General features: G+C 63.9%; 14 protein-coding genes. 5 read left to right on the top strand and 9 right to left on the bottom strand.

The features are described from left to right. Positions 1–60 precede the first annotated feature (60 nt). From rpoD to E0504_RS08955, 4 genes are read right to left on the bottom strand one after another with little or no spacing between them, the layout of a single operon-like run. The gene (rpoD, locus tag E0504_RS08970; protein ID WP_131623226.1) at positions 61–2,097 is read right to left on the bottom strand and encodes an RNA polymerase sigma factor RpoD; all 2,037 of its coding nucleotides are present in this window, start codon (positions 2,095–2,097) and stop codon (positions 61–63) included. Positions 2,098–2,112: 15 nt separating this feature from the next. Continuing rightward, a complete protein-coding gene (gene dnaG / locus E0504_RS08965; RefSeq protein WP_131623224.1) occupies positions 2,113–4,005 on the bottom strand; it encodes a DNA primase in 1,893 nt (630 codons plus the stop codon). Between the two features lie 38 nt (positions 4,006–4,043). Further along, positions 4,044–4,769 (bottom strand): hypothetical protein, encoded by a 726-nt coding sequence (locus tag E0504_RS08960; protein WP_131623222.1) that lies wholly within the window; start codon positions 4,767–4,769, stop codon positions 4,044–4,046. Positions 4,770–4,796: 27 nt separating this feature from the next. Continuing rightward, on the bottom strand, positions 4,797–5,249 hold the full coding sequence (locus E0504_RS08955) for a GatB/YqeY domain-containing protein (RefSeq protein WP_131623220.1): 453 nt from the start codon (positions 5,247–5,249) through the stop codon (positions 4,797–4,799). Between the two features lie 121 nt (positions 5,250–5,370). On the opposite strand from E0504_RS08955, the gene carA reads away from it, so the two are divergent. The 4 genes from carA to greA all read left to right on the top strand — a co-directional run bounded on the left by carA (position 5,371) and on the right by greA (position 10,768). Next, the gene (gene carA, locus E0504_RS08950; protein ID WP_131623218.1) at positions 5,371–6,534 is read left to right on the top strand and encodes a glutamine-hydrolyzing carbamoyl-phosphate synthase small subunit; all 1,164 of its coding nucleotides are present in this window, start codon (positions 5,371–5,373) and stop codon (positions 6,532–6,534) included. Continuing rightward, a complete protein-coding gene (locus tag E0504_RS08945) occupies positions 6,531–6,863 on the top strand; it encodes a hypothetical protein (protein ID WP_131623216.1) in 333 nt (110 codons plus the stop codon). The genes carA and E0504_RS08945 overlap by 4 nt, the downstream gene beginning before the upstream one ends. Beyond that, positions 6,863–10,186 (top strand): carbamoyl-phosphate synthase large subunit, encoded by a 3,324-nt coding sequence (carB, locus tag E0504_RS08940; RefSeq protein WP_131623215.1) that lies wholly within the window; start codon positions 6,863–6,865, stop codon positions 10,184–10,186. The genes E0504_RS08945 and carB overlap by 1 nt, the downstream gene beginning before the upstream one ends. A gap of 105 nt (positions 10,187–10,291) precedes the next feature. Continuing rightward, positions 10,292–10,768, top strand: a complete 477-nt coding sequence (greA, locus tag E0504_RS08935; RefSeq protein WP_131623213.1) for a transcription elongation factor GreA — start codon at positions 10,292–10,294, stop codon at positions 10,766–10,768. Positions 10,769–11,018: 250 nt separating this feature from the next. Here the strand turns inward: greA and E0504_RS08930 are convergent, their stop codons facing one another. The 5 genes from E0504_RS08930 to E0504_RS08910 form a co-directional block, all read right to left on the bottom strand. Beyond that, positions 11,019–11,252, bottom strand: a complete 234-nt coding sequence (locus E0504_RS08930; RefSeq protein WP_131623211.1) for a DUF4170 domain-containing protein — start codon at positions 11,250–11,252, stop codon at positions 11,019–11,021. A 95-nt stretch (positions 11,253–11,347) separates the two neighbouring features. After that, positions 11,348–11,842 (bottom strand): hypothetical protein, encoded by a 495-nt coding sequence (locus tag E0504_RS08925; protein ID WP_131623209.1) that lies wholly within the window; start codon positions 11,840–11,842, stop codon positions 11,348–11,350. A gap of 33 nt (positions 11,843–11,875) precedes the next feature. Then, the gene (locus E0504_RS08920; protein WP_131623207.1) at positions 11,876–12,190 is read right to left on the bottom strand and encodes a hypothetical protein; all 315 of its coding nucleotides are present in this window, start codon (positions 12,188–12,190) and stop codon (positions 11,876–11,878) included. After that, positions 12,187–12,594, bottom strand: coding sequence for a phage holin family protein (locus tag E0504_RS08915; RefSeq protein ID WP_131623205.1), 408 nt, complete (start codon positions 12,592–12,594; stop codon positions 12,187–12,189). Before E0504_RS08915 ends, E0504_RS08920 begins: the two co-directional genes overlap by 4 nt. Before the next feature lie 25 nt (positions 12,595–12,619). Continuing rightward, positions 12,620–13,243 carry a hypothetical protein gene (locus E0504_RS08910; protein WP_207912384.1) on the bottom strand — a complete coding sequence of 208 codons (624 nt, stop codon included), beginning with the start codon at positions 13,241–13,243 and terminating at the stop codon, positions 12,620–12,622. Positions 13,244–13,414: 171 nt separating this feature from the next. On the opposite strand from E0504_RS08910, the gene eno reads away from it, so the two are divergent. Next, entirely contained in the window at positions 13,415–14,701 is a 1,287-nt protein-coding gene (gene eno / locus E0504_RS08905; RefSeq protein WP_131623203.1) for a phosphopyruvate hydratase, read from the top strand. Positions 14,702–14,788 lie beyond the last annotated feature (87 nt).

The raw sequence follows: 14,788 nt of genomic DNA, 5'->3' as shown, positions 1-14,788 counted from the left end.
ACGGGCAGACTGCCCCGTCCGGTCGACAACTGCACAACAACGGTGACGGCGACGCGCTCGTTACTGGTCGAGGAAGCTGCGCATCTTGCGCGAGCGGCTGGGGTGCTTGAGCTTGCGCAGCGCCTTCGCCTCGATCTGCCGGATGCGTTCGCGGGTCACGGAGAACTGCTGACCGACTTCTTCCAGCGTGTGATCGGTGTTCATGCCGATGCCGAACCGCATGCGCAGCACACGCTCCTCACGCGGGGTAAGCGACGCCAGCACGCGGGTGACGGTTTCCTTCAGGTTCGACTGAATTGCCGCATCCACCGGGATGATCGCGTTCTTGTCCTCGATGAAATCGCCCAGATGGCTGTCTTCCTCGTCCCCGATGGGGGTTTCGAGAGAGATCGGCTCCTTGGCGATCTTCATCACCTTGCGGACCTTCTCGAGCGGCATCGACAACCGCTCGGCCATTTCTTCGGGCGTAGGTTCGCGGCCCTGTTCGTGGAGGAACTGGCGGCTGGTCCGCACCAGCTTGTTGATCGTCTCGATCATGTGGACTGGGATGCGGATCGTGCGCGCCTGGTCGGCGATCGAGCGGGTGATCGCCTGCCGGATCCACCAGGTGGCATAAGTGCTGAACTTGTATCCGCGGCGGTACTCGAACTTGTCCACCGCCTTCATCAGACCGATGTTGCCCTCCTGGATCAAATCCAGGAATTGCAGCCCACGATTGGTGTATTTCTTGGCGATGGAGATCACCAGGCGCAGGTTCGCCTCGACCATCTCCTTCTTGGCGATCCGCGCCTCGCGCTCGCCTTTCTGGACCATGTTGACGATCCGGCGGAACTCGGGGAGCGACATGCCGGTGGCGCTGGCGATGTCGGCGATTTCCGCCCGGATGCGCTCGACGGCGTCGGCTTCCTTATCGGCGAAGGCCGCCCACTTCTTGTCCTTCTTCGCATTCGCCTGCAGCCAGGTGTCGTCCAGCTCATTCCCGATGTAGGCGCCCAGGAAGTCGGCGCGCTTCACCTTGTGCCGTTCGGCCAGGCGCAGCATCTGCCCACCCAGCGTGGTCAGCCGGCGGTTGAAGGAATACAGGTTGTCGACCAGGAATTCGATCTTGGTGGCGTGGAACTGCACGCTTTCGACCTCGGCCGTCAGCTGCTCGCGCAGATCCTCGTATTTCTTTTCCTTGGCCTTGGGGAAATCCTCGCCCCGGCCAAGCACGTCGACGCGCTCGTTCTGCAGCTTCTCGAATTTCTTGAACAGGTCGGTGATGCGGGCAAAGGTCTCAAGGGCAGCCGGCTTCAGCGCAGCTTCCATCTGGGCAAGGGAGAGGGTGTTGTCCTCCTCCTCTTCCTCTTCGACCCGGCGTGACCGCGGCTCGCCGTCCTCGTCCTCGTCGGCTTCCTCTTCTTCCTCGACCTCTTCTTCTTCCTTGTAGGTCGGGCCGGCGGTCTCCTCGGAGATTTCGCCGTCTTCGTCGTCCTCGGCGCCTTCCTCCATCTTCTCGACAGGCGGCTCCTTGGACAGCATGGCATCGAGATCGAGGATCTCGCGCAGCTGCATCTCTTCGTTGTTGAGCGCTTCTGACCACAGGATGATGGCGTGGAACGTGATCGGGCTTTCGCACAGCCCCATGATCATCATGTCACGGCCCGCTTCGATGCGCTTGGCGATGGCGATCTCGCCCTCGCGGCTGAGCAGTTCCACCGCGCCCATTTCGCGCAGGTACATCCGCACCGGATCGTCGGTACGCTCGATGACCTCTTTCTTCTTCGCGGCCGCGGCAGGTTTCGACGGCTTGTTGGACGCGCCTTCGTCGTCGTCGTCCTCGTCGGTGCCGACTTCTTCGACGTCTTCCTCGGACTCACCGTCTGCTTCGGCATCCTCGTCGTTTTCGACAATGTTGACGCCCATTTCGCTGATCGCGGACATCACGTCCTCGATCTGCTCGCTCGACAGTTCGTCCTGCGGCAGCGCTTCGTTCAGCTCGTCGACCGTGACATAGCCACGGCGCTTGGCCTTCATGATGAGCTTCTTCACCGACGCTTCGTTGAGGTCGATGAGCGGGGCGTCGTCCTTGCCGTTGGCGTCTTCTTGAGTGGCCATTTCGTCTCGTGTCATTCAGTTTTCGTCCGGAATGCCGGGGTCTGCCACCGGAGAGTCAATTTCGGGTTGAGCCGCGCGCGCGGCCCTGCGGCTCGCCATTAGCCCGAGTCGTTTCTCGAACGCCAGCTTTCGTTTGAGCAGCCGCTGCTGCTCCGCGAACGCGGCCTCCGGCTCGGTTTCAAAGCGCGCGGTGGCGACCGCCAGGGCGGCTTCCAACGCGGGCCGTTCCACCAAAAGCGACACGGCTTCGGCCAAGTCTTCGCGCGCGTCCTGCGGATCGGCGCCTTCATCGAGGAAGGCAAAACGGCTTTTGTCCGGCGGAGGTGCGAAACCCTGCGGTGCGGATATGGGCGTGGCCTGGCCGGGTTCAAGCATTTCAGCCGCTTCGATCAGTGTTTCCAGTGCCGGACCGCTGCGCCCGTCGCTGGATGCGAACCGCGCCAAGGTTTCGGCGTGAGCAAGGATCTGGTCCGGAAAGCGAAGCAGCCCGGCGATCACGGCACTTGCCAGCAGGTCGCGCGATCCACCATCGGCGGCCTGGCGCAGCCGCCCCGCCACGGCGGGGTCGAGTTGAGGATTGGCAGCCTTGGCGAAACCGCCTTTCCATTCGTGCTTTTCGCGCGCGGCGCGCGGCGGGCGTGGAGGGAAAGCGAATGCGGAGAACTTCTCCAGCAGTTCGCGGCGATAGAGCGCCTTGATGTCTGGCTGCTCGATCGCGTCGCAGTGCGCCATCAGCCGCGCCTTCAGCCCGGCCTTGTCTTCCGGAGTGCGAAGCGGTGCCGCGGTCTGTTCGAACGCCCACAGCGTGTCGATCAGGCTCGCAGGCGCGGCAAGCAGGGCCTCCATCGCCTGCGGACCTTGCTGCCGGATCAGGTCGTCAGGGTCGAGGCCGGGTGGCAGCTGGACAATGGACAGGGTCTTGGCCGGGCTCAGCATCGGCAGCGCGCGACTGATCGCCCGCATCGCCGCGCGCTGGCCCGCGTTGTCGCCGTCGAAGCAGAGGATCGGTGCATCCGCCAACCGCCACAGCATCTCCAGTTGCCGCTCCGTCAGCGCGGTGCCCATCGGCGCCACCGCATCCTCGAAGCCCGCCGCCGCCATCGCGACCGCGTCCATCTGGCCTTCCACCACCACGATCCGACCGCTCTTGCGGGAGGCGGGGCCCGCCCGGTGAAGATTGAACAGGGTCCGGCCCTTGTCGAACAGTGGCGTGTCAGGCGAGTTCAGGTATTTGGGCGCGTCTTTCTTGTCAGCGTCCAGGATGCGCGCCGCAAACCCGATCACCCGCCCGCGCGGATCGTGGATGGGGATCGTCAGGCGGTCCCGAAAACGGTCGTACGGCTCCTTCTCGTCCACCGCGATGAGCAGGCCCGCCTCGATCAGCATGGCCCGGTCGAACTGCTTGAGCGCGCCACCGATCGCGTTGCGGGCGTTCGGCGCGTAACCGAAGCCGAACCGCTCCAGCGTATGCGCATCAAAGTCGCGGCTCGCGAGGTACTCGCGTGCTTTCGCTCCGGCGGGCGTGTCGAGACTGGCGCGAAACCAGTCCTGCGCCGCCTGCGTCACCTCGTGCAGGCCGGCCTGCTGCTCGGCGCGCTGGGCGGCGCGCGGGTCGGGGGCGGGCACCTCGAGACCCGCCTCGCCGGCAAGTTCCTTGACCGCATCCATGAACGACATGCCGCGCTGGTCGGTCATCCAGCGGATCGCGTCGCCGTGCACGCCGCAGCCGAAGCAATGGTAGAAGCCCTTCGCGTCGTTGACGTAGAACGATGGGCTCTTTTCGTCGTGGAAGGGACAGCACGCCTTCCACTCGCGGCCGGCGCGCTGCAACTTGGTGGTGCGCATCACCACGGTGCTGAGCGTTACCCGCGCGCGCAGTTCATCAAGCCATTGCGGGGATAGCGCCATGCGCCCTCAATGCGGGCGAATCGCCTTGCGATGCAACCTCAGGTGCAGGCGTTTTTGACGCCCTGCCTGGCCGCTGGGTAGAGACCGCTGCCGATCGCTTCCGTGCTGTCGGCGTCGAACGCATACGCGGGGGCGAGGCCAGCCGGGGGCAGGGTGCTTTGCCAATAGAAGGTCAGCGGCTCTTTCTGCTCCCACTGATCGCCGCCGTCGCCCGCGCTCACCGTCCACACCAGCTTGCCGGCATCGCAGCTTACCACCACGTCCGCCTTGCGGCCGATGGCGGCGAGCGCTTCCGGCTTGGCATAACCCGCGTTGCCCGTGAAACCGTGCGCCGGCATCACCATGCGGAAGGAGGTCGCGCGCTCGATGTCGCTCGCGGTATTGTTCGCGCCGATGCCGGTGCTCTCGTCGTTATCGCCGCCGGGATAAACGACCATGACATAGGTATAGACCGTACCCGTCGGGGCGGTCCCGGGATCGCACGGGTCCATTCCCTTGGGACACGCGACGAAGCTGCGCAGGTCGGCAAAGTTGCCGGCGCTGTTGCGCATCGCCTGCGTTTTCTCCTCGATCCGCCCGCCCAGGGTGAATTCGGTCAGGTCGCCCGCCGTCAAAGCCTTGGCGGCCGCGTCCGCCGCGCCGTCGCTGTCGACGCGGTTCAGGTCGGTGACCTCCTGGTCGCCGACTTCACGCGGCGATGGGTCGCGGTCAGAACACGCCGCCAGTGCCAGCGCGAGCGCCGATGCCGAGATCAGTTTCCTCATGTGTCCCCCTTTGAGCCTGTGTCCCGGTCAGGACAGCGCCTCTTTGACCAACCGGCTGGCGGTCTGCATGTCGAGCACAGTGCCATGCCGGGCTTTTAGTTCCGCCATCACGCGGCCCATATCCTTAATCGATTCGGCGCCGAGGGTTGATTTGATGTCGGCAATCGCGGCGCGGGTCTCGTCCTCGGAAAGCTGCTGTGGCAGGAACTCCTCGATGACCTTGAGCTCCTTGCGCTCCTGCTCAGCCAGCTCTTCGCGATTACCCTCAACGTACATGGTTATCGACTCGCGCCGCTGCTTGGCCATTTTTTGCAGGACATCGACCGCCAGCGCGTCATCGTCGGGCTGGGTCGAGGCCGTTCGCAGTTCGATGTCCTTGTCCTTCAGCTTGGCGAGGATGAGGCGCACCGCGGCGAGCCGTTCCTTGTCGCCGCCCTTCATCGCGTCGATCTGGGCCTGCTTGATGGTATCGCGGATCATTCGGTCTGCCTTTCGGTTGAGCTGTTGAGGCGCCGCTTAGCGCGGGTTGACGCTGCAAGGAACCGGGCCTAGCGGCTGGGACTTAGCGACATTGCCGGAAAAACACTGACTCGGAGGGCCCATGCCTGATCCTGCCACTACGCCTGCGCAACCAGAAGGCGCGACCGGCGTGCTGGTATTGGCCGATGGCACGGTGATCTGGGGCAAGGGCTTCGGCGCGGTTGGCGAAGCGGTGGGCGAAGTATGCTTCAACACCGCGATGACCGGCTATCAGGAGGTGATGACCGATCCCTCCTACGCCGCGCAGATCGTCACCTTCACCTTTCCACACATCGGCAACGTCGGCGCGAATGCTGAAGACGTGGAAAGCCAGGTCGAAGGCGCCGTGGGCTGCGTGGTGCGGGAGGAAGTGACCCCGCACTCCAGCTTTCGTGCGGAGCAGGAACTGGGCGACTGGCTCAGCGCAAAGGGCAAGATCGGTCTGGCGGGCGTGGACACCCGCGCGCTAACCCGCCGCATCCGGCTGTCCGGCGCGCCGCACGCGGTGATCGCGCATCATCCCAAAGGCAAGTTCGACCTCGCCAAGCTGCTGCAGAGGGCGCGAGATTGGCCGGGGCTTGAGGGCATGGACCTTGCCCAGCGGGTGAGCCGCGAGAAGCAGGAGCAATGGGGCGGCGGCGCGTGGGAACTGGGCAAGGGTTATGGCCGCGCGGACTGGAACGGCAAGCCGCACGTGGTCGCGATCGACTATGGCAGCAAGGACAACATCTTCCGCAACCTGGCGCAGGCCGGGGCGCGGGTGACGGTGGTGCCGGCGCAGACCTCGCTGGCCGAGATCGAGGCGCTGAAGCCTGACGGCGTGTTCCTTTCCAACGGCCCCGGTGATCCGGCGGCGACGGGCGCGTACGCGGTGCCGACGGTGAAGGCGCTGCTGGACAAGGACGTGCCGATCTTCGGCATCTGCCTCGGCCACCAGATCCTCGGTCTCGCCGCCGGCGGGCGGACGAGCAAGATGCACCAGGGCCACCGCGGCGCGAACCATCCGGTCAAGCGGCTGGAGGACGGCGTGGTCGAGATTACCTCGATGAATCACGGTTTCGCGGTCGATAACACCGCGTTGCCGGAGGGGGTTGAGGAAACCCACGTCAGCCTGTTCGACGGTTCCAACTGCGGGATTTCGCTCAAGGGCAAGCGCGCGTTTGGGGTGCAGTATCACCCGGAGGCTAGTCCGGGGCCACAGGACAGCTTCTACTTGTTCAAGAAGTTCGTGGGGATGTTGGGGTGAGTAATGACGTCGCGGCCTTCATCCACTGGGCAAACAACCTCGCGGAACGTGCATGTTCCTTTGGGGAGATCAACATCGTCCGGGCTCTCCATTCATCCAATCCATCGGCCTATATTGATGTCGAAGGCGCTGATGGCGGGTTGGGGCGGTTACAATTCCATGAGCGAGGCGGTGCAGTTGCCGATGCTTTCGACAGCGATGGAAACCAAATCGATCTGACAATCCAGGTTCAAAGCCTTGGAGGTTGGGAAGAGGTCGAAACCGAAAACTTCGACGCCGCTTTCGCACCTTTCACGAGCCTCTTTTTGCGCAACGGAAACGCTGGCTGATGCCCAAACGCACTGACATCTCCTCCATCCTCGTCATCGGCGCCGGCCCGATCGTCATCGGGCAGGCGTGCGAGTTCGATTACTCGGGAACGCAGGCGATCAAGGCGTTGAAGGAGGAGGGGTACCGGGTAATTCTGGTCAACTCCAACCCCGCCACGATCATGACCGATCCCGAGTTCGCCGACGCGACCTATGTCGAGCCGATCACGCCCGAAATCGTCGCCAAGATCATCGAGAAGGAGCGGCCCGACGCGGTGCTGCCGACGATGGGCGGGCAGACTGCGCTCAACTGCGCGCTCGACCTGTTCAACGACGGCACGCTGGCCAAGTACGGCGTGCAGATGATCGGCGCCGACGCTGACGCCATCGACAAGGCCGAAAACCGCCAGCGCTTCCGCGAGGCGATGGACAAGATCGGGCTGGAAAGCGCACGCAGCGGCGTCGCGACCACCGTAGATCAAGCGTTCACGGTGCTTGAGCGGACCGGGCTGCCCTCGATCATCCGCCCGAGTTTCACCCTGGGTGGCACCGGCGGCGGGATCGCCTACAACAAGGCTGAGTTCGAACGGATCGTCCGCGAGGGCCTCGACGCCAGCCCAACGACCGAAGTCCTGATCGAGGAATCTCTGCTCGGCTGGAAAGAGTACGAGATGGAGGTCGTCCGCGACCGGAACGACAACGCGATTATCATCTGCGCCATCGAGAACGTCGATCCGATGGGGGTGCATACCGGGGACTCGATAACGGTCGCCCCCGCGCTCACGCTGACCGACAAGGAATACCAGATCATGCGGTCGGCGAGCATTGCCGTGCTGCGCGAAATCGGTGTGGAAACAGGCGGTTCGAACGTCCAGTTCGCAGTCGATCCGAAGTCCGGCAGGTTGATCGTGATCGAGATGAACCCGCGCGTCTCGCGCTCTTCGGCGCTGGCGTCCAAGGCAACCGGTTTTCCTATCGCGCGCGTGGCGGCCAAGCTCGCGGTCGGCTACACGCTGGACGAGATTACCAACGAGATCACTGGTGCCACGCCAGCTGCGTTCGAGCCGACGATCGACTACGTCGTCACCAAGATTCCGCGCTTCGCTTTCGAGAAATTCAAGGGCGCGAAGAACGAACTGTCCACCGCCATGAAGTCGGTCGGCGAAGTGATGGCTATCGGTCGCAACTTTCAGGAATCGTTGCAGAAAGCGCTGCGCGGTCTGGAAACCGGGCTCGACGGTTTCAACCGCGTCGTCGAGCTTGAGGGCGCGCCCAGGGACGAAATCTTCGCCTCGCTCAGCAAGCGCACGCCCGACCGCCTGCTGAAGGTCGCGCAGGCTTTCCGCGAAGACATCGAACTGGCGGAAATCGCCCGGATCACAGGCTACGATCCATGGTTCCTGCGCCAGATCGAAGCGATCATCTACGAAGAGAAGATGCTGGGCCATCAAGGTTTGCCGCGAACCGCTCAGGAAATGCGGCGGCTGAAGGCGATGGGCTTTTCCGACAAGCGGCTCGCCACGCTGGCGGTGCGCTCGGTCGGTGTCGCGGGCGGATTGGGCGAAACTCAGGCCAAGCGGGCAGGGCTGCTGCACGACACCCTGCGCGCGATGGCCGGTGCCACCAGCGAGGCGGAGGTGCGCGATTTGCGCCGCAAGCTGGGCGTCTTCCCGGTGTTCAAGCGCATCGACAGCTGCGCCGCCGAATTCGAGGCGGTCACGCCGTACATGTATTCGACCTACGAGGCGCCCACGTTTGGCGAGCCGGAGGACGAGGCAGCCCCCAGCGACCGCCGCAAGATCGTCATCCTTGGCGGTGGGCCGAACCGGATCGGGCAGGGTATCGAATTCGATTACTGCTGCGTCCACGCCTGCTTCGCGCTCAGCGAGGCGGGGTACGAAACGATCATGGTCAACTGCAATCCGGAAACGGTGAGCACCGATTATGACACCTCGGACCGGTTGTATTTCGAACCCTTAACTGCCGAAGATGTCCTGGAAATCCTGCGGGTCGAGCAGTCGCGCGGCGAGCTGGTCGGGGTGATCGTCCAGTTCGGTGGGCAGACCCCGCTCAAGCTGGCGCAGGCACTGGAGGACGAAGGCATTCCGATTCTGGGCACCTCGCCCGACGCCATCGACCTTGCCGAGGACAGGGAGCGGTTCGCCAAGCTGGTGACCAAGCTCAATCTCAAGCAACCCGCCAACGGCCTGGCGCGCACCCGGGACGAAGCGGCCGCTATCGCGCGGCGCATTGGCTATCCGGTCCTGTTGCGGCCCAGCTATGTGCTCGGCGGGCGCGCGATGGAGATCGTCGACAGCGAGGCGCAGCTCGACAATTACATCGCCACCGCGGTCAATGTCAGCGGCGACAGCCCGGTGCTGGTCGACCAGTACCTGCGCGATGCGATCGAATGCGACGTCGATGCCTTGTGTGACGGCGTGGAGGTGCGAATTGCCGGTGTCATGCAGCACATCGAAGAAGCCGGGGTCCACTCGGGCGACAGTGCCTGCACCCTGCCGCCGTACAGCTTGTCATCTGAGATCGTCACCGAAATGGAGCGGCAGGCTGAGGCGCTGGCCATGGCTCTCGGCGTGCGTGGGCTGATGAACATCCAGTTCGCGGTGAAAGGTGACGATGTTTATCTGATCGAGGTGAACCCCCGCGCCAGCCGCACCGTGCCGTTCGTCGCCAAGGCGATCGGCCAGCCGGTCGCCAAGATCGCCGCGCGGGTGATGGCCGGCGAGCCGCTGTCGAGCTTCCCGCCGTTCAAGCGGACATTCAACTACATGGCGGTGAAAGAAGCGGTCTTTCCTTTCGCACGCTTCCCCGGCTCTGATTCCGTGCTTGGCCCGGAGATGAAATCGACCGGCGAGGTCATGGGCATCGACCGCGATTTCCCGACCGCGTTCCTCAAGTCGCAGCTGGGCGCCGGCGACACCTTGCCGCACGATGGCGTGCTGTTCGTGTCGGTGAAGGACAGCGACAAGGGCGCAATCGTTCCAGCGGTCCGGGCGCTCATCGAGCATGGCTTCACTGCCGTCGCGACCGGCGGCACGCAGCGATTCCTCGCGGAACAGGGGCTCGCGGTGGAACGGGTCAACAAGGTGGCCGAAGGGCAGCCGCACATCGTCGACCGGATCATCGACCGCGATATCGCGCTGATCTTCAACACCACCGAAGGCTGGCAGTCCCTGCTCGACAGCCAGTCGATCCGCGCGAGCGCTCTCGCAACCAAGGTGCCGTATTACACCACCGCGGCAGCGAGCCTGGCGGTTACTCGCGCGATTACCGAGGTGAAGGCCAGTCAGCTTGCAGTGCGCCCGCTGCAGGACTATTATAGCTGACAAACACCACGCGTTCTCCCCGACATCGCGACCGGCACGAGGTTGTCTCTCCGGCAGCCACCCTCGCGAATTGTCCGAGCGCACGAGCAGATTAGAAGGATACGGATGGCTACGATGGAAAAAGTGCCGATGCTGGCCGAAGGTTACGAGCGGATCACCGCGGACCTGAAAGTGCTGCGCGCTGAACGGCCCAAGATCGTCGATGCGATCGAGGAGGCTCGCGCTCACGGGGACCTGTCCGAAAACGCGGAATATCACGCGGCCAAGGAACGTCAGGGCCAGGTCGAAGCGCAGATCGCCGATCTGGAAGACCGCATCACCCGCGCCCAGATCATCGATCCGGCATCGCTGTCAGGCGATCGTATCGTGTTTGGAGCGACGGTGACTTTGCTCGACGATGAAGAAAAGCCGGTGAAGTACCAGATAGTCGGTCAGACCGAAGCAGACGCCAAGCAGGGACGCATCAGCTACAACTCACCGCTCGGCCGCGCGCTGATCACCAAGAAGGTTGGCGATGAGATCGAGGTCACCGTGCCGTCGGGAGACAAGTTCTATCTCGTCGAGAAAGTCGAATTCATTTAGGTAACGAGACAGCCTGAATGCCCGTCGGCACCAGCGTTTCCCGCCTGACGCGGTCCGAGCCGACGCAGGTCTCCTGCAAGCCGAAATAGCTGCCGACCGCTACGCGATGACGCGCGCGCGGTGTGTTAGGTCGTGGCAGGGGCGGGCGCTCGTAGGTGACTGCTCGATCGGCGTGACGTTCGCCGTTAATTCCCGCTGAGCACCGTTGTCGCCAGGGTGACGGTCATCTCGCTACGGTCGGTCGATGACGCTAGTTGCCCTCCGCCCCAGGGTCGAGCAACCGGTGGAGGTGGACGATCACGAACTTCATCTCGGCATCGTCGACAGTGCGCTGCGCGGCGCTGCGCCAAGCCTCGAGCGCCGTCGGATAATCGGGGAAGATGCCCACCACTTCCACGGCATTGAGATCCTGGAACTGAAGCGTCTGTGGGTCGGCTACACGGCCACCCATGACGAGGTGGAGCAACTGCTTCTTGTCGGTCATCGATCGATCCTTGGGGAGAATTCGCGCGCCCCATAGGCAAACCGGCGCGGCAGGGGAACCCCGCCGCGCCGATCGGTTGCGTTTCGTCAAATGGCTTAGTTGGTAATGCGCGAGCGCAGATCGCGGAATGTGCGGGCTGCGCGATTTCCCGCGTCACGTCCGACGGTACCGGCTTCGTCGGCGAAGCCTACCGCGCTTCTGCGAACGGTGCGCGCGCCTTGGCCCAAGGCATCTCCCAGATCGCCCAGCTTGTCCTGTCCCGACCGCGCCGCGCTGCTGGCGCTATCAAGGGCCTGCGACCCGTAGCTGACGGCAAGGTCAGCGAGCATGCCGGCCCAAGCCACACCCTGTTTGGTCGCCTGCTTGCGCAAACGGCGGCCGGGGCCTGGAACGAGGGAGGCGATCAGAACGCCGATCGCTGCGGCGCCCAGGACGGTCGTGATCGGATGCTCCTTGGCGAACGACGTCGCGCTGTCACGCGTTTCGCGCGCGTAGTCGCCGAACGATTGCCCGCCGCTCCGCTCTTGGTTGCGCTTCTCGGCGGCGTCGATCTTGTTCTTGAGTTCGGTGCGCTTATCGCTGTCGGTCATAGTTACCGGATCCCTGAAAGTGTGGCTCGGTTGTCAACGGCTTTGCGTTGGTTCACGTTCCGGAGTGGGCGTATCATCTGTCAGGAGGTCGATGATCGGATGACGAGCGAACCACAGGACAATTGCCGCGACCAGCGCCGCAACCGCCCCCTTGTTGTCCTCGGTCACCGCCACAGCCTCATCAAGCACGTCGGCGGCGCCTTCGGTCAAGTGATGCTTGATACGGTCGGATAGTCCGCGGGCGGCGTAATTGGCCCGCAGGTTCGCAAGATCCGCATCCACCAGCGCGCGCGCCGCATCGCGCACCCTGCGGTCCTCGCGAAAATTCCGCTCGAGCTGATCGGTCATCGCCGGGAGTCTCCGCTGAACGCCATCGACAGTGCCCCGAACCGCCGCTTCGCGATCACGCCCAGCATGATGCCGCCGATCAGGAGCAAGCCGACCACGACCGCAACCGCGCCCCACCGTCCGATTGCGGGTGCCAAGGCGTAAACCGCTCCGATCGCCAGCGTAATCAGGGCAAGATGCAGCAGGAGCAGGGCGCCGACCGCGAAGATCGCGCCGGATCGCCCGCGATTGGCCACCAAGGCCACGCGGCTCTTCTGAAATTGCAGCTCGGCTTCGACGTACGTCTTGCTGTCATCGATCAGCGCGCGAACATCATCGCGCAGGGAATGGTCAGCTAACGACGCAGGATTTTCCGCCGGCGCATGGCCGGCGGAAGTATTCAAGCCAGGTTGGAGTTCGCTCAAGGTGCCCTCCCGGGAACGGAGGGGATCAGTCGTTGGAACTGCGGAACATCCGCGCTAGCAAGAAACCGCCCACAGCGGCGATGCCGATTGCGAGGCCAGGGCTCTTACGGACGAACTCGCGTGCGTCCTCGCCGATCTCGTCTACCGACTTGGCTTCCAGCCGCGCCGATGCATCCTGGAGCGAACGCGATGCGGTGCGGGCGTAGTCGCCGTACTTGGCGCCCAGCTTTTCATCTACCGTCGGAGCGGTGTCGAACACCGCCCGGCCCAAAGCAGCGATGGCTTCAGCGACCCGGCCCTTTCCGTCCACCGCCAGTTCACCGGCCTTGCCGCGCGCCTGATCACCGTAAGTCTTGGCTTCCGCCACCCAATCCTGACTGTGGCTGCGCGCCTGGTCGCGGTACGCAGCCGCACGTTCTGTTGCCTCGCTGCGCAGAGCAGCGGCGCCAGCTTTTGCCTCTTGCAAGGCAGCATTGAACCGGCCCTTGGCCTCGGCCGTGTTGCTGTTGGTCGTCGCGGCAGTAGCCGCTCCGGTGTCAGTCCCCGCGGCGTTGGCACCGGCGCCTGCGATGGCGGCGTCAGCCGACAGGTTGCTGCTGCTCGCCTTGCGCGTGGTCTTGGGTTTGGGAGTCTGGGTCGGCTCAGCCATGTGGTTTGTCCTTCTTGCCCTCGAATACACAAATCGCCGCCGGCCGTGGGCCGGGGGATATTGCTTGGTGAACGCGACTTGCGCCGCATAGTTCCGCCTCATACAGGGCGGCTGCCCTCGATATGGCACTGTCTTACCCCGATACAACACCCTCTTGTCTGGAGCACCCCCATGACCGCGATTATCGACATTCACGGGCGCGAGATCCTCGACAGTCGCGGCAATCCGACGGTGGAAGTGGACGTGGTCCTGAAAGACGGCAGCTTCGGTCGCGCCGCGGTTCCGTCAGGCGCCAGCACAGGTGCCCATGAAGCGGTCGAGTTGCGCGACGGTGACGCAACCCGTTTCATGGGCAAGGGCGTGACCAAGGCGATCGAGGCCGTCAACGGCGAGCTGCGCGAACTGCTCACCGGCGTCGATGCGGAAGACCAGCGCGATATCGACCTGGGAATGATCGAGGCGGATGGAACCGACAACAAGAGCCGCCTGGGTGCCAACGCGATTCTCGGTGTAAGTCTGGCGGTCGCCAAGGCCGCGGCCGATGCGCGCGGACTGCCACTCTACAGCTATATTGGCGGGGTTGCCGCGCACGTGCTGCCGGTCCCCATGATGAACATCATCAATGGCGGCGAGCACGCCGATAATCCGATCGACGTGCAGGAATTCATGATCATGCCCATCGGCGCGCCCACATTGGCGGAAGCGGTGCGCTGGGGTGCGGAGGTGTTTCACACTCTCAAGAAAGCATTGCACCAGAAGGGTCTGTCGACTGCAGTGGGGGACGAGGGCGGCTTCGCGCCTAATCTCGCCAGCACCCGCGCCGCCCTCGACTTCATCATGAGTTCGATCGAGCAGGCAGGGTTCAAGCCGGGCGAGGACATCGCGCTGGCGCTCGACTGCGCCGCGACCGAGTATTTCGACGGCGGGAAGTACGCGATGACTGGTGAAGGCCTGTCGCTGTCGCCGCAAGAAAACGCCGAATTCCTGGCACAGTTGTGTGATGCCTACCCGATCCGGTCGATCGAGGATGGCATGAGCGAAGATGACTTCGAGGGCTGGAAAGCATTGACCGACCGGGTCGGGGGGACGGTCCAGCTTGTCGGCGACGACCTGTTCGTCACCAACCCGCGCCGACTGCGGATGGGGATTGGCAAGGGCCTCGCGAACTCGTTGCTGGTAAAGGTAAACCAGATCGGCACCTTGACCGAAACCCTGGAAGCGGTCAGCCTCGCGCAGCGGTCGGGCTACACCGCCGTCATGAGCCACCGGTCAGGTGAAACAGAGGATTCCACCATCGCGGATCTCGCGGTCGCCACCAACTGCGGTCAGATAAAGACTGGCAGCCTTGCGCGCTCGGACCGGTTGGCCAAGTACAACCAGCTGATCCGCATCGAAGAGGAACTGGGCAGCAGCGCGGTGTACCCGGGCGCAGCGTGCTTGGGCCGTCTGGCGGGCTGAGCGACTTTTCGACGAAAGACGGTTGTACGGGGATCAAGTCTGTTTCGTACCGGCATTGAGCCTCCTAGACGGTGACACTTGCAACCG

The sequence above is a fragment of the Parafrankia sp. BMG5.11 genome (genome assembly GCF_004337455.1).
Note: the sequence above shows the minus strand (reverse complement) of the source record. Positions and strands in the feature narration are given on the sequence as shown.